The organism is Thermococcus sp. 4557 (genome assembly GCF_000221185.1).
Lineage (GTDB): Archaea > Methanobacteriota_B > Thermococci > Thermococcales > Thermococcaceae > Thermococcus.
The window spans coordinates 85,151-99,237 of record NC_015865.1 but is presented as its reverse complement, the minus strand read 5'-3'; the positions used below and the strand labels follow the sequence as shown (position 1 = coordinate 99,237).

The 14,087-nt window shown below is 54.5% G+C and carries 15 protein-coding genes; 9 read left to right on the top strand and 6 right to left on the bottom strand.

The genetic code is table 11. The features are described 5' to 3' along the window. Positions 1-2 precede the first annotated feature (2 nt). Positions 3-461: a 6-carboxytetrahydropterin synthase gene (locus GQS_RS00375; protein WP_014011665.1), complete on the bottom strand. Its 459-nt coding sequence runs from the start codon at positions 459-461 to the stop codon at positions 3-5. Between the two features lie 96 nt (positions 462-557). Between GQS_RS00375 and GQS_RS00370 the strand changes: the two genes are divergently transcribed. Beyond that, complete coding sequence (locus tag GQS_RS00370) at positions 558-914, top strand: DUF134 domain-containing protein (RefSeq protein WP_014011664.1); 357 nt, start codon at positions 558-560, stop codon at positions 912-914. A gap of 427 nt (positions 915-1,341) precedes the next feature. Here the strand turns inward: GQS_RS00370 and GQS_RS00365 are convergent, their stop codons facing one another. Both GQS_RS00365 and purB read right to left on the bottom strand, forming a co-directional pair. Next, complete coding sequence (locus GQS_RS00365; protein WP_014011663.1) at positions 1,342-1,692, bottom strand: hypothetical protein; 351 nt, start codon at positions 1,690-1,692, stop codon at positions 1,342-1,344. Between the two features lie 1,007 nt (positions 1,693-2,699). After that, positions 2,700-4,055, bottom strand: a complete 1,356-nt coding sequence (gene purB, locus GQS_RS00360) for an adenylosuccinate lyase (RefSeq protein WP_014011662.1) — start codon at positions 4,053-4,055, stop codon at positions 2,700-2,702. A gap of 192 nt (positions 4,056-4,247) precedes the next feature. On the opposite strand from purB, the gene albA reads away from it, so the two are divergent. The 3 genes from albA (at position 4,248) to GQS_RS00345 (ending at position 5,882) form a co-directional block, all read left to right on the top strand. Continuing rightward, positions 4,248-4,523 (top strand): DNA-binding protein Alba, encoded by a 276-nt coding sequence (gene albA / locus GQS_RS00355; RefSeq protein WP_014011661.1) that lies wholly within the window; start codon positions 4,248-4,250, stop codon positions 4,521-4,523. A 109-nt stretch (positions 4,524-4,632) separates the two neighbouring features. After that, positions 4,633-5,298, top strand: coding sequence for a transcriptional regulator (locus tag GQS_RS00350; protein ID WP_014011660.1), 666 nt, complete (start codon positions 4,633-4,635; stop codon positions 5,296-5,298). A 50-nt stretch (positions 5,299-5,348) separates the two neighbouring features. Next, complete coding sequence (locus GQS_RS00345; protein WP_014011659.1) at positions 5,349-5,882, top strand: cyclic nucleotide-binding/CBS domain-containing protein; 534 nt, start codon at positions 5,349-5,351, stop codon at positions 5,880-5,882. On the opposite strand, the gene GQS_RS00340 is transcribed toward GQS_RS00345, so the two are convergent. Further along, the gene (locus GQS_RS00340; protein ID WP_014011658.1) at positions 5,872-6,414 is read right to left on the bottom strand and encodes an NTPase; all 543 of its coding nucleotides are present in this window, start codon (positions 6,412-6,414) and stop codon (positions 5,872-5,874) included. The two genes, GQS_RS00345 and GQS_RS00340, sit on opposite strands and share 11 nt — an antisense overlap. Before the next feature lie 55 nt (positions 6,415-6,469). Between GQS_RS00340 and mtnA the strand changes: the two genes are divergently transcribed. Next, entirely contained in the window at positions 6,470-7,540 is a 1,071-nt protein-coding gene (gene mtnA / locus GQS_RS00335) for an S-methyl-5-thioribose-1-phosphate isomerase (RefSeq protein WP_014011657.1), read from the top strand. Here the strand turns inward: mtnA and GQS_RS00330 are convergent. After that, on the bottom strand, positions 7,492-7,782 hold the full coding sequence (locus tag GQS_RS00330) for a hypothetical protein (RefSeq protein WP_014011656.1): 291 nt from the start codon (positions 7,780-7,782) through the stop codon (positions 7,492-7,494). The two genes, mtnA and GQS_RS00330, sit on opposite strands and share 49 nt — an antisense overlap. 119 nt (positions 7,783-7,901) lie before the next feature. On the opposite strand from GQS_RS00330, the gene GQS_RS00325 reads away from it, so the two are divergent. Next, the gene (locus GQS_RS00325) at positions 7,902-9,038 is read left to right on the top strand and encodes an iron-containing alcohol dehydrogenase (protein WP_014011655.1); all 1,137 of its coding nucleotides are present in this window, start codon (positions 7,902-7,904) and stop codon (positions 9,036-9,038) included. Between the two features lie 18 nt (positions 9,039-9,056). Here the strand turns inward: GQS_RS00325 and GQS_RS00320 are convergent, their stop codons facing one another. Continuing rightward, positions 9,057-10,541 (bottom strand): MFS transporter, encoded by a 1,485-nt coding sequence (locus GQS_RS00320; protein WP_014011654.1) that lies wholly within the window; start codon positions 10,539-10,541, stop codon positions 9,057-9,059. Positions 10,542-10,637: 96 nt separating this feature from the next. On the opposite strand from GQS_RS00320, the gene GQS_RS00315 reads away from it, so the two are divergent. From GQS_RS00315 to GQS_RS00310, 3 genes are all read left to right on the top strand, one after another. After that, positions 10,638-10,829 (top strand): antitoxin family protein, encoded by a 192-nt coding sequence (locus GQS_RS00315; protein ID WP_148236340.1) that lies wholly within the window; start codon positions 10,638-10,640, stop codon positions 10,827-10,829. A 367-nt stretch (positions 10,830-11,196) separates the two neighbouring features. Continuing rightward, positions 11,197-11,274 carry a hypothetical protein gene (locus GQS_RS11130; protein WP_369782832.1) on the top strand — a complete coding sequence of 26 codons (78 nt, stop codon included), beginning with the start codon at positions 11,197-11,199 and terminating at the stop codon, positions 11,272-11,274. 3 nt (positions 11,275-11,277) lie between these two features. Then, a complete protein-coding gene (locus GQS_RS00310) occupies positions 11,278-14,058 on the top strand; it encodes a DEAD/DEAH box helicase (RefSeq protein ID WP_014011652.1) in 2,781 nt (926 codons plus the stop codon). The last annotated feature ends 29 nt before the right edge of the window (positions 14,059-14,087 follow it).

Sequence of the window (14,087 nt, the reverse complement as noted above, 5' to 3'; positions counted from 1 at the left end):
AGTCATCTCTCAAGGGTTACCTCCGCGTAGCTCCGCGGATCCTCCCAGATTTTCACACGGATTTTCTTTACGTTGTCTCCTGCTTTCTCTGCTATTCTCTCCGCGAACCACTCCGCTATGTACTCGGCGGTAACGTTCGGTTTGTTGAGGATTACAGCCTCATCCGGGGGCAGCTCCAGGCGTTTTCCATTCTTCTCAATAATGATACCATCCCCTTTCCTCTCCACAACCCAGCTCTCGCTCGCGATGATCCTGTGGTCGAGGAGCTTGATAAGCCTGCTGAGGTGGTTGAAGTCGAATATCATGCCGTTCTCGTTGAGGTCACCCCATATCTCGACGTCCACGTTGTAAGTGTGCCCGTGTATTCTGAGGCACTTGCTCTCGTAGGGCAGGGCAAGAAAATGTGAGCTGTCAAAGTCCTTGTGCCATCCTATCTTCCTCTCGGTCACGTGGAATCCCATATCTCTCACCACCAAGGGGTTCGCGGGAGGGAGTTATAACCCTTACTGGGCGGGGGAAAGCCTATAAACCCCAAAGCTCAAAGGTCTTTGATAGCCATGCCGATGGGAATGGGACCCGGCTGGGGCCGCGGAAGGGGGAGGAGAAGGAAGCTGAGGATGATAGGATTCGTTCCGGAGGTTAGGCATTTCTATCCCGCGTTACCCCCTATGGGCCAGCCCAAGCCTCCGATTTTCATGACATACGAAGAATTCGAAGCTCTCAGGCTGGTGGATCACGAAGGGCTGACGCAGGAAGAAGCTGGAAAGAGAATGGGAGTCTCCCGCGGCACCGTGTGGAGGGCCCTGAGCTCGGCCCGGAAAAAAGTCGCCCAGATGCTGGTGGAGGGAAGGGAGCTCATAATTTTACCCCAGGGAAACGAGGTCCCGAAAACTCCTGGCGAAGAAGAGTTATAGTCGGCTATATTCTTGAAAGCAGTTCTTATTGCCGAATATTTGCCGATCCAGCTGTTCTCCTGCCGATTAGGGATTTTAGGCTCGCCTAACTTTTGTGTCGGAGTTATCTCTCAAATTTTTGGGTGAATTCTTACTTTTCAAAAACGTAATTAAAAGTACTTGTATTTCTTTATTAATACAAACTTCATATTCGAGTGGTTAGTTTTAAAATTGCATATAATAAAAATTTTGGAAATTTATTATGACTTATATTTTTACCATTTAAGAAGTTAAGAAATCCAAAAAATCTACTGCCAAAAAAAGTAAAATCTGGCAAAATGTGTACAACCATACAGCCCAAATGGGACACACAGGTAAGATACTAGAAATGTGCGGGAGCAACACACACCCGCACGTATCGTCAACCCATGTAAGCAGCAACTGCCGATCACAGCCCCCTATACGCTGAGAGTATTGCCTCCGCCAGCCCTGGGGACGTGGCCTCAATCGCCCGCACATCGATAACAAAGGCCTTAGCCAGTCCCGCATTCTCGTCTCCCCGCACAAGCCTCTCGGGATATCCCGCCTCCTTGAGGACATGCTTCTCCATACTGGTGAGGGCTTTAAACGGTATGACAAACTCAAGGTGCTTGGTCCTGTAGTTCTCTCGGAAGAACGGGCTGATTGAATCACGCACAGGGGAGGCCCGCTCAAGCTTCGCGAGGATTATCTCCTCGGCCAGCGGCCCCAGGCACTTGTATCCAGGGGCGGTGCATTTGGGGGTCTTGGTATCTTTCATTCGTTGGACACCTCCGGTGTGAGTACAAAAGCAGCGCCGTATTCAACACGACGAGGCGTATTCATGGGGGGCCTTTATATGAGTATCCCCACAATCCAGAATCCTCCGGAGCCTAAGGACTTGGCACACCTGCACTGGCACCGGCAAATAACTACCCGCGACCCCACTGTCGCCCTTTGTTAGTATTTACTACTTTATTTAATTTTCCTATAATGTGCCTTATATCTAAAACCTGTGAACATACAAGAACATTAAGAAGGACAGAAACAGAGGGGTCGAGGGATAAACTGCAGAGGGGCATTCATTACATGCCCCAAGTTTATGAGTTTTAGGTTCCTGCGAACTGCACCAGCCCATCCACAGAGTCCACTGCGAATTAAGGATCCACCTACTAGAGGCCGTGTGAGCGTCATGACCCCATCAACTTGCACCAAACTCACCGTGGAGGATTTTACTGTCGTAATTACAAATGCAACTACCCGCGTACGGGGATGATTGGAACAACACAAACTAAGCGGCACATATAGCAGCAACTAATTACCCCAGCCAACTGGTAGTGGGGCACAACTATGGACACCTTCTCTGAATCAGGGGATTTTATCTACAAGGTCTGGCTTCTAAAGACCAAAAATTGGTTACAATTAAAGGTAGTGTCAATCCAGCCGTGAGGGCTACTGCCACTGTCCCAAGTCCACTGGCAGGAACAAACTCACTCGCCGGTATATGACAGCCACACATTTTGTCCCACACAAAATAATTGTGCAAATTGCACTAAAAGATAGTCAAAAATCCAAATTTTTTAATATTTTAATAAGTAATTTTTAGACCAAATAAGCAAAGAATTAAATGCACAATATATAATGAATGCAAATAACAATCTAAATTGAAAACACAAAAATTACTATAACTAAGCATAATAATTCGCCCAAAAATTTGAGAGATAAATTCGACGATGATGACGGGGCAACAAAGACGATGCAGAGAACAAAAAGTAAGAAATTAAAGCCTCACAGCACTTCTTTTCGCTCTTTCGCCTCTATCCACGCGATTACGTTATCGACTATCTGCGGGGCCATCCCTATGTAGTTCTCCGGCTTCAGGATCTCAAAATCGTCCTTAGTTAAGAACTTTCTCACATCTTCGTTTTCCTTGGCAACCTCGATCAGGTCTCTGTTCTCTCCAAACGCATTCATAGCGAGCTGTCTGACGAGTTCATGAGCCTCCTGTCTTCCCATACCTTTCTCCGTCAGCTTCAGCATCAGCGGCTCGGCCATGATGAGGTTGTTGGTCATGTAGAGGTTCCTTTCAATGTTCTCCGGGAAGAACTCCAGGCCGGCAAGAACTTTCTTAATGCTCTTCAGCATTTCATCAAGGAGGACAAAGCTCTCGGGGAGGATAACGCGCTCAACGGAGGAGTTTGTGAGGTCTCTCTCGTGCCAGAGGGGGTTGTTGAGCAGGGCCGGGAAAACGTTCGAGTACAAGACCCTCGCCAAACCGCTCACCTTCTCGCTCCTGATGGGGTTCCTCTTGTGGGGCATTGTTGAAGAGCCCACCTGTTTCTTCCCGAAGGGCTCGCTGATCTCGAGTATCTCGGTCCTCTGGAGGTTCCTTATCTCCAGGGCAATCTTGTCAAGGGTCGAGGCGATGAGAGCGAGAACCGCCATAAGCTCCGCATAGACGTCGCGCTGGATTATCTGGTTGCTTATCCTGGCTGGCTTTAGCCCGAGATCCTCCATAACGAGGCGCTGTATCTCGAGACCCTTGTCCCCAAAGCTTGCCATCGTCCCGACGGCACCGCTCATCTGGCCGACCAGAATTCTTTCCTTCAGCTCTTCTATCCTGTCCAAGTGCCTCTGTATCTCGTCGAGCCATATCGCGAACTTCATGCCGTAGGTCGTTGGAACCGCGTGCTGACCGTGGGTCCTTCCTATGCAGACGGTGTACTTGTGCTCTCTGGCGAGGTTCTTGAGAATCGAGCGTGTCTCCCTGAGGTCGTTCTCCACTATCTCCAGGCTCTCCTTTATGAGAAGGGCGTTGGCGGTGTCTATTATATCGTTGGAAGTGGCGCCGAGGTGGACGTACTTGCCGTGCTCGCCGCAGACCTCGCTCAGGGCTTTGACGACGGCCATTATGTCGTGGTGTATCTCAGCCTCTATTTCCTTGACGCGGTCGAGCTTCACCCACTTCGTGTTGGCCCTCTCGGAAATCACGCGGGCACTATCCTCGGGGATGTTGCCAACCTTCGCGTGGGCCCTTGCCAGAGCCGCCTCCACATCGAGGAGTTTTTGGAGTTTGTTCTCCTCGTCCCAGATGCGCCTCATTTCCTCGCTCCCGTAGCGGTAATCAATCGGGTGAACGGCCATTTTATCACCAACCATATGGCAATTTCTGGACCTTAAAACCTTTCGCTTAACATGAATTTGCAGGAACATGGTTGGTCATTTGATTCGCTCATCGGAGCCACAGGAGTGTTCAATAACGCTATTAAACGACCGAAAAGTATTTAACCGGAACCCGACGATAGCCTAACGACAAAACTTCCGGAGGTGCCAGAAATGGCTGAGGAGCACGTCGTCTACATTGGAAAGAAGCCGGTTATGAACTACGTCCTCGCTGTGATAACCCAGTTCAACGAGGGCGCCAAGGAGGTCAGCGTCAAGGCTCGCGGTAGGGCCATCAGCAGGGCCGTCGATGTCGCCGAGATCGTCAGGAACAGGTTCCTCCCAGAGGTCAGGGTCAAGGAGATCAGGATCGGCACCGAGGAGCTCCCGACCGCCGACGGCAGGACCGCCAACACCTCGACCATCGAGATCGTTATGGAGAAGCCGTGAATTTGACCCCCTTTCCTTTTCCTTCGGGGCTCTTCTGACGCTTCAAACTGGCTTGAAGCTGTGAAAAGCTTTAATACGTCCTCACCGTATTCTTCCCAGGTGGCGCCGTTTGGACTATGAGACGATAGACATACACGACGAAAGGGCCAAGGAGCTCGCTCAGATTCTGATGAACGACAAAGCGATAGCCATCCTGCATCTTGTGGAAGACCGGGCGCTGTCAATAAGCGAGATATCCCGCGAGCTGAACCTCCCCATCTCCACGGTCTCATACCACATAGACAAAATGCTCAAGGTCGGCCTCATCGAGGTGGCGGGGAAGAAGTACGGGAAGAGGCTCCAGGAGGTCAAGCTCTACCGCGCCTCCAACAGGCCCATACTCCTCGTACCCCGCAGGAACGTTGCGAAGGTGAGGAAGAAAGCCGTCATGAGCTTTGAGAAGCTGCACGTTATAAGCCTGGGCCTCGCCGGGCTGGTGGCGGCCGGTGTGTACGCCGCGGCGCGGAACGTACTCGCCCCCGTGAATTCCGGCGGCACAACTGAGTCAATCACGAAGTCCGCGGCGGACAACGTCTCGATGATGGTGGCATCCGAAAGGGCCATCGTCCCATCGGCAACGAACACGAGTACCGAATCCATGCTCCATGCGATTCACTCCACGGTGTCTAGTTCCGGCCTTGAAACCCATGCAACGGCCGTTCCTGTGGGCTTGGCCATTGCTGCGTTCATCTTAACGTTTCTCCTGATTTCGTACATTATGAAGCACAGGAGTTGAAGAAAAGGTTTTTAAGTTTCTTCTCCAACCCCCGTTGGCGAGGTGATAAAATGGCACCTAGGATAGCCGTGGGACAAGTGGTTAAAAGGAAGGCAGTTATCGTCAAGCCGGACGACACCGTCCACAGGATCGCCAAGATTCTCTCAAAGAACAAGGTAGGGAGCGCGGTTGTTGTTAAAGGCGACGAGATCGTTGGAATAATCACCGACCGCGACATACTCGACAAGGTCGTTGCGAAGGGAAGGGACCCCAAGACCGTCAAGGTCGAGGAGGTCATGACGAAGAACCCGATAACCATCGAGGACGACTACGAGGTTCAGGACGCGATCGACAAGATGATGGACAAGGGCATCAGGAGACTTCTCGTCACCAGGCTCGGAAGGCCGATAGGCTTCGTCACCGCGGCGGACCTTCTCGCTGCGCTCAACGCGTACAACAGTGAGAGTGAGGAGGAAACCAGCGAGGAGACCGAGGTCTACGGTATCTGCGAGCTCTGCGGACAGTACGGCCCGCTCTACAAGGTCTACATCGAGGGCGGCGAGAAGTGGATATGCGAGAGCTGCAAGGACAGCCTCAACCTCTGACTCCCTTCAGTTCTTTCATAACTTCGTCCATTACCTCAGCGAAGGCTCTGTTTCTGTTCTCGACGCTCAGCGTGTAGAGTTTCCCGAGTGGTCGGAATTTATCTGTCATCCTTCTGTGGACGACAGCCAAGAGGGGCTTTTCTGACCTCAGAACTTCCCCCACAACGCGGATGAACTCGTCGCTCTTGTACTCCATCGGGCCGATTTCGTCTATGACTATCAGGTCGGCCTCAACAAGGGCACGTTTTATCGCCGAAACACCGACGCGGTTTATTTCATCGACGTGGACGACGTACTTCCCAAAGGGAACGCCCGGAAGGTGTGAGGTGCCCCTAACGCTGGCCAGGGTTCCCTCCTCCCCGTTGTCGAGGGCGGTGATCTTGAATCCCACGCGCCTTCCTCCCCTCCGCACTTCCCTCGTTATCATTCCACCAACGAGGTAGCCCCAGCGGTCGGCTTCCCTCGCAACCCTCTCCACGAGTGTTGTCTTTCCGACTCCCGCCGGACCGGTAACAAATATTCTCAGCGTCATTTCCATCACCGAAGGAGATTTAAGCTCGAGCCTTAAACCCTTTGGGGTGGTGGTTATGGAGATAAGGTACAGACCGGAGGAACTCACGAGGCTCCCGAGGAGCGTGACCTACGAAACCGGAAAGGTCATCATGATCGACCAGAGACTCCTGCCCGGGGAGTTCAAGACGATAGAGCTGACGACCGTTGATGAGGTGGCCGAGGCGATAGTGACGATGAAGGTCCGCGGTGCCCCGGCGATAGGCGCCGCCGCCGCGTTCGGCCTGGCCCTCTACGCCGACACAAGCAAAGCTAAAACCAGGGACGAGTTCATGGACGGCTTTTACAGCGCATACGACAGGCTGAAGAACACGAGGCCAACCGCTGTAAACCTCTTCTGGGCACTCAACAGGATTAAGAAGCTGGTAGAGGAGAACCTTGAGGGCCCTCTGGAGGAGATTAAAAAGCTCATCGTCGCTGAGGCACAGAGGATAGCGGACGAAGACGTCGAGGCCAACCTCAGGATGGGTCACTACGGAGCAGAGGCTTTGCCCGAGGGAAACGTTCTCACCCACTGCAATGCCGGAAGCCTCGCAACGGTTCAGCTCGGAACCGTTGGGGCGGTTCTGCGCGTGATGAACCGTGACGGGAGCCTCAAACTCCTCTGGGTGGACGAGACGAGGCCGGTCCTTCAGGGAGCTAGGCTTAGCGCCTGGGAGTACCACTACGACGGCATTCCGCTCAAGCTTATATCCGACAACATGGCGGGCTTCGTGATGCAGCAGGGGAAGGTTGACGCGATAATTGTGGGTGCCGATAGAATAGTTGCCAACGGCGACTTCGCCAACAAGATAGGAACCTACACCCTGGCTGTCCTTGCCAAAGAGCACGGGATACCGTTCTTCACAGTCGCCCCACTCTCAACGATAGATATGAGCCTCAAGAGCGGGAAGGAGATACCCATCGAGGAAAGGAAGCCCGAGGAAGTTCTCACCTGCGGTGGCTGCAGGATTGCCCCCGATGTGGACGTCTACAACCCTGCCTTTGATGTCACACCGCACAAGTACCTGACGGGAATAATCACAGATCAGGGCGTCGTTTACCCGCCCTTCGAGAGGAATTTGAAGAGACTGTTCAAAATGGAGTGAACCTTTCCTTTCTTTTCCTCAACCACTTCTTCAACGAAAACTCCCTTTATCTCTCCGATTTCCTCTTCTATGGCCGGCAGGAGGAGGCCGAGAAGCTCAAGGGGTTCCAGGCAGGAGCAGTCCGTCGAGTACTTAAAGGGTTCGCCCGGGAGTTCGACCCTGAGGAAGATGCCCTCCTTAGTCTTCAGAATCTCAAAGGGTGCGGTAACCTTCTCGCCGATAACCTTGCCCCTCACGAGCATCAAATATAGGCTAAAACGGCAGAAATTAAAGGATTTCCTTACCGAAAGGTTTCGAACTTGAAGTTAACCCGGCCGAGAACGTTAAAAGCCAGCCCACCCAATCTTCACCGGTGGTGGAGATGTTCTGGCTGAAGACGAAACTCATTGAGGGTGAGGGCTCCCTTGAGAAGCTCAAGAGGGAGGCGAGCGGGCACGAGCGCGTTCTTATCCTGGCCAGCAACTCGATGAAGAGGCACGGCTTCCTGAGCGAGGCCGAAGATTACGTGAAGGAGGCCGGTGCGGAGGTCTTTTCGATAGCGGGTCTTCCGGCGGAGCCTAGCGTCGAGGTCATAGAGGAGTTTCTGCCGAAGGTTAGGGAGTTCGAGCCCGACCTTCTGGTTGCTCTTGGTGGGGGAAGCGTCATCGACACGACCAAGGCGTTGAAGGTCTTCTACGATGCCCCCGAGCTAAACTTTGAGGAGATAGCATTCATAGACAGGTTTTCGAAGCCGAAGCCGGTTCCTAAGCTGAGGACGAGGTTAATAGCAATACCCTCGACGAGCGGAGCGGGAAGCGAGGTTTCGGGAGCGAGCGTGCTGAAGAAGGGCGGCGTCAAATATAACATAGTCACTCCGGAGATAGCGCCCGACGTGGCCATCCTCGACCCCCGGCTGCCGAGGACGATGCCAGCCGAGGTGGCCCGGAACTCTGGCCTTGACGTCCTCGTCCACGGGATAGAGGCCTACACAACCAAGGTTGCCAACCCCTTCAGCGACGCCATGGCGATTAAGGCCATAAAGACCGTTTATCGGTGGCTTCCGCTCTCCGTTAGGGGCGACGAGGATGCTCGAGAGAGGGTTCACTACGCGGCAACGATGGCGGGGATAGCTTTCCTCAACGCGCGCCTCGGCCTGTGTCACGCGATGAGTCACAAGGCGGCATGGATTGGCCCGCATGGACTCCTCAACGCGATATTCCTGCCCTACGTGATGGAGTTCAACGCAAACAAAAGCGACTACGCGAGGAGGCGCTACGCTGAGATAGCGAGGGAGCTTGGCTTCCAGACGGCGAAGGACCTCATTGAGGTCGTAAGGGAGCTCAACGAGATGCTTGGCGTTCCAAAACTGGGCGAGCTGGTTGATGAGGAGACCTTCGTCGAGAGGGTCAAAGAGATGGCCGAAAAAGCCTACCGCGACGGATTAGTGTTCTTCAATCCCGTCGAGCCGAAGCCCGAGGAGATAAGGGCGCTGTATCTACGGGCGTACAGGGGAGAATAAAAGGAGGTAAAAGAGAAATCAGCCGACGGTTATTTCCTTTTCTCCCTCGTTCTCGACCTCGTGTATCCTTCCGCCCTTCATGACCTCTCTTGTGGCAAGCACGAGGAGCGCCAGGAGCAGATAGACTCCGGCCGCTCCACCGAAGAGCACCTCATAGGCCTTCTCCGTCGGGAGCTTAATCTGCACGAAAGCCGGTGCTCCGGGCGGGTGGAAGAGGACGTAGTAGGTGCTCATTATGGTTCCCGCTATGGCCGGCCCCCACGTCGAGCCGAAGTTCCTGAACAGGCTGTTGGCGCCGGTCGCGACGCCCATGATCCTCGGCGGGACGCTGAAGACGAGGATGTTTATCAGGGAGATGTTCATGAGGGTTATTCCCGTTCCGACTATTACTATCATCGCGACGTACTGCGGCAGCGAGAGGCTGGTGGCGTATTTTGACATGAAGGCGAGGCCTGCGCTGGCCACCAGAGCGCCCGTGAGGGCTATGGGCTTTGCACCGACCTTTGGCATTATCTTTCCCGCGAGCGGAGCTATTATGAGCATCACGAGCGCCTGCGGAGTCATGAGGAGGCCGCTCTGGAGTATCGTCTTGCCGAAGCCGTAGGGTTCCGGCATCTGGAATATGTAGGTGTTCGCCTGGCTCATCATCGAGATTCCGAAGGCCGCGAACATTATTCCAACGTTCACTATGGCAGGGTTGCGCGAGGTTATGATGTCGAGGGGAAGGAGCGGGTTCTCCACTTTTCTCTCCCAGCGGGCGAGGAGTATGAAGCCAATTATCGAGACCGCGAAGAGGATGAGCGTTTGAGTCGCCGTCCAGCCAACGTTCGGGGCGCGCGTTACACCGACCAGCATCGGCACGACGGCCCAGACGAGGAGCAGAGCGCCCTGCCAGTCGAGCTTTCCGGGGTTGATGTAGCGGCTCTCGCGGAGAACCTTCCAGGCGAGGATGAACATCAGGATTGCAAAGGGGGCGGCCGTGTGGTAGGTCCACCTCCATCCCCAGTTCTCGGTGACCCAGGCGCCGAGGGGCAGGGCTATGACCATACCGACTCCAAACATGGCGCTTATCATTCCCTGAACCTGCGGCACCATGCTCGGCGGGAACTCCTCACGGACGAGGGCGAAGGCGAGCGGGAATATGGCCATTCCAAAGCCCTGGATTGCCCTCGTGATGAGGAGCGACTCAAAGCTGGGGGCGAAGCCGTTCAGGATGACGCCGAGCGTGTAGAAGCCCAGAGCAACTAAAAACATCTTCTTCTTGCCGTACATGTCGCCGAGCTTTCCGAAGAGGGCCACGCTGACCGTACCAACGAGCAGGTATATCGTGAGAACCCAGCTGACGTCGTTGGGGTTTATCGCGAACTCCTTCTGTATGGTGGGTAGAGCGGGTGTAAGCATCGCTTCCGTGTACATGACGAGCAGTGGGAGGATAATCACAACGAGCATGGCCTTTTTGGCATAGTTAAGGTCGTAGGTTTCGTTATTTCCCGTCACGTTCATATCTCTTCACCGACATGTCGAACGATATATCGATTTATAAAGTTAGCGGTGGTTGGGCTTATAAACTCCGCAGATGATATACAGATGGGTGTGGGCATGTCCGAGGTAATCTCAGGGGTATATAGAAAGGGGGAGCTTATCATAATCGATGGAAAGGAACTCCACGAGGGGGATACCATCACGGTCAAGATACTCACTAGAAAGGAGCTGGTTGAAAGGCTGGCTGGAATCCTCGGCGAGGGAAGAGCGAGCGAGGTGGAAGAGTACCTGGGGGGAGTTCCACGATGAGGGTTCTCCTTGATACCAACGTCCTGTACAACTACTTCTACAAAACCGACTAACACCGAAGGCGAAGGAGGTTCTGTCGAAGGATTACGAGTTCTACATCAGCGGCACAGTCCTGAACGAGCTGAGCTATGCGATAATACGAAAAACGGTCGAGGTAACTTTCGGGGCACGTTCGTACTACCGGGTCAAAGAGATTCTAAAAGAAAGGGGATACAAGCCTTTTGAGGAACCCCTGAGTAGAATGGAGTTCGTTCTGCAGGCTTTGAGAATCGAAAGGACTCACCAGACTCGAGCGATTGGGAAGCCATAAGGGGACTCATGCGGAAGTTCCCTCCTTCCAAACGACGCCACGATACTCGCCACCGCGGTGGAGAGAGGGATTGATGCCATCGCGACCTTTGACAGGGACTACAGTAAAGTTCAAGAGGTGAAGGTTCTCCCTTAAACCATGCACACCCTCCTCAAGAAGGTCATCAAAGAGCGCTTCGGAAGGCTCAACGAGGTCCAGATGGGGGCATTCCGCGAGGTTAGTTCGGGGAAGAGCGTTCTAATCATCGCCCCCACCGGCTCGGGGAAAACCGAAGCGGCCGTTCTGCCCGTCTTCAACGAAATCATTGAGGAGGGGCTTAAACCAATCTCAGCACTCTATATAGCCCCGCTCAAGGCCCTCAACAGGGACCTGCTCGAGAGGCTTGAATGGTGGGGGAAGAGGCTCGGAATAACCGTTGAGGTCAGACACGGTGACACCTCGGCTTACAGGAAGGCGAAGCAGACGAAGAACCCCCCGCAGATGCTCATCATAACCCCCGAAACTCTCGCGGTGATTCTGACGGTTAAGTCTCTTAGAAAGCACCTAGAGAACGTGAAGTTCGTCATCGTCGATGAGATAGCCGAGCTGGTGGACAACAAGCGCGGTGCGCAGCTCCTCCTGAACCTTGAGAGGCTGGCCGAGATTGCGGACTTCAGGAGAATAGGCATGACGGCAACTGTGGGCAACGAGGAGGAGGTGAGGGAGTGGCTGAAGGCGGACGTCATAGTGAAGCCGAGCTGGAGGAAGAACTACCGCTTCCACGTCCTCTATCCGAAGCCCGACGAGAGGGACATGGAGCTTGCCAGGAAGCTGAGCCTCTCACCTGAGATAGCGGCGAGGCTAAGGCTCCTCTGGGAGATAGTTGAGGAGCACGGAAAGGCCCTCATATTCACCAACACGCGCCAGTTCGCGGAGATTTTGGCGCACCGCCTCAAGGCCTGGGAGAAGCCGGTCGAGGTTCACCACGGCTCGCTTTCGAGGGAGGCCCGCGTTAAGGCGGAGAGGGCGCTGAAGGAGGGCAAAATCAAGGCCCTGATATGTACCTCCTCGATGGAGCTGGGCATAGACATAGGCGACGTTGATGTTGTAATTCAGTACATGAGCCCGAGGCAGGTGAACCGCTTAGTTCAGCGCGTTGGAAGGGCGAAGCACAGGATAGGCGAGGTGAGCGAGGGCTACGTCATAACCTCCAACGTCGAGGACTACCTTCAGAGCCTCGTCATAGCGAAGCACGCCCTCGAAGGCCGCTTTGAGGCGGTCGAGCCGATGGGAGGGCTGGACGTTTTAGCCCATTTCGTCGTCGGCCTTCTCATCGAGTACAAAAGACTGCCCCGCGAGAGGCCCTACGAGATAGCGAAAAGGGCCTACGTTTACCGGGATTTGAGCTGGAGCGATTACCTCGACGTTCTCCGCGTTTTGGAGGATGCCAGGCTGATAGGTTACGACGAGGAGAGCGGCCTGCTCTACCTGAGGAGGGGGGCATTCCAGTACTACTACGAGAACCTCTCGACGATTCCGGACGAGGTTGCGTGGAGGGTATTCGACGCGGGGAGCGGCCACGTTATAGGCAGGCTCGACGAGAGGTTCGTAATGGATTTAGAGGAAGGCATGGACTTCGTAATGAACGGACGGAGCTGGATAGTGCTCAAAATAGATGACGAGGCGAAGCTTTTGAAGGTCAGGGAGAGCAAGAGCCTTGAGAGCGCGATACCGAGCTGGGAGGGCGAGATGATTCCCGTTCCGTTCAGCGTTGCCCTCGACGTCGGCAGGCTGAAGAGGGAGCTAAGCTTCGACTTCGAGAAGGCGAAGGGGCTTTTGGAAGGGGTCGAGTTCAGCGAGGAGGAGCTGAGGAGGGCCTTCGAGGAAATCAAAGACGAACCTTTCTCGACCGACCGCGATATCGTCGTCGAGAGCACGCCCAAGGCGCTCGTCATACACGCCGATTTCGGGAACAGGACCAACGAGGCCCTCGGACGGCTGGTTCACTCGCTTCTGATTCTGCGCTACGGGAGGGTTTTCTCAGTCCGCTCACAGGCCCACGCGATAGTATTCAAAACGCCGTTCCAGCTGAACCCGGAGGAGGTAAAGGGCTACCTCTACCGGGAACCGGAGAGCCTGGAGTTCATCGTCTCCCGCGCCATGAGGGATTCCCACGCCTACCGCTGGAGGATGCTCAACGTGGCGAAGCGGTTCGGAGCATTGAGGAGGGACGCCAGGATAAGGAGAATCGAGAGGCTCTTCGAGGGCACCGTGGTGGAGAGGGAAACCCTCAGCGAGCTGTACCACGACAAAGTTGACGTTAGGAAGGGGGAGCTGGTCCTTGAGATGCTCAAGAGGGGCACGATGAGGGTGAAGACCGAGCTTAGGAGGGAGCCCTCGACTCTGGCCGGGCTCAACATGACCGTTGGCGGTGAGTTCCTGCTCTCCGGCGTCCTGGAGAGGGACGAGATACTGGAGCTGTTCAGGAAGAGACTGCTCGACCACGAGGTCGTCTTGGTCTGCACCAACTGCGGCTGGCACTCGAAGACGAAGGTTGTAAGGCTTCAAAATATAAAGCTGAGGCAGTGCCCGCGTTGCGGCTCGAAGATGCTCGCCGTTGCTCACCCGATTGACGCGGAAGAGTTTCTCCCCGTTCTGGAGAAGGTTCGCCACGGGAAGCCGCTGGAGCGGAAGGAGGAGAGAACCTACAGGAAGCTGCTGAAAGCTGCAGACCTTGTGGATTCCTACGGGTTCGAGGCGGTCCTGGCTCTGGCCAGCTACGGCACCGGTCCTGACACAGCGGCAAGGATTCTGGCCCAGTACAAAGGGGACGCCCTGCTCGTCGCCCTCATGGAGAGGGAGCGGCAGTTCATAAGGACAAGGCGCTTCTGGGTGGATAGGAAGGAGAGCGAAAAAGAGAAGGGTGAAAATGAAGGTTAACACATCAGTTGGCAGTTTGAGGTCAGTCT

Excerpts from the sequence above, each read along its gene's own strand:
- GQS_RS00375 (WP_014011665.1), bottom strand. The coding sequence starts at position 461 with ATGGGATTCCACGTGACCGAGAGGAAGATAGGATGGCACAAGGACTTT.
- GQS_RS00370 (WP_014011664.1), top strand. The coding sequence starts at position 558 with ATGCCGATGGGAATGGGACCCGGCTGGGGCCGCGGAAGGGGGAGGAGA.
- GQS_RS00365 (WP_014011663.1), bottom strand. The coding sequence starts at position 1,692 with ATGAAAGATACCAAGACCCCCAAATGCACCGCCCCTGGATACAAGTGC.
- purB (WP_014011662.1), bottom strand. The coding sequence starts at position 4,055 with ATGGCCGTTCACCCGATTGATTACCGCTACGGGAGCGAGGAAATGAGG.
- albA (WP_014011661.1), top strand. The coding sequence starts at position 4,248 with ATGGCTGAGGAGCACGTCGTCTACATTGGAAAGAAGCCGGTTATGAAC.
- GQS_RS00345 (WP_014011659.1), top strand. The coding sequence starts at position 5,349 with ATGGCACCTAGGATAGCCGTGGGACAAGTGGTTAAAAGGAAGGCAGTT.
- GQS_RS00340 (WP_014011658.1), bottom strand. The coding sequence starts at position 6,414 with ATGACGCTGAGAATATTTGTTACCGGTCCGGCGGGAGTCGGAAAGACA.
- mtnA (WP_014011657.1), top strand. The coding sequence starts at position 6,470 with ATGGAGATAAGGTACAGACCGGAGGAACTCACGAGGCTCCCGAGGAGC.
- GQS_RS00330 (WP_014011656.1), bottom strand. The coding sequence starts at position 7,782 with ATGCTCGTGAGGGGCAAGGTTATCGGCGAGAAGGTTACCGCACCCTTT.
- GQS_RS00325 (WP_014011655.1), top strand. The coding sequence starts at position 7,902 with ATGTTCTGGCTGAAGACGAAACTCATTGAGGGTGAGGGCTCCCTTGAG.
- GQS_RS00320 (WP_014011654.1), bottom strand. The coding sequence starts at position 10,541 with ATGAACGTGACGGGAAATAACGAAACCTACGACCTTAACTATGCCAAA.
- GQS_RS00315 (WP_148236340.1), top strand. The coding sequence starts at position 10,638 with ATGTCCGAGGTAATCTCAGGGGTATATAGAAAGGGGGAGCTTATCATA.
- GQS_RS00310 (WP_014011652.1), top strand. The coding sequence starts at position 11,278 with ATGCACACCCTCCTCAAGAAGGTCATCAAAGAGCGCTTCGGAAGGCTC.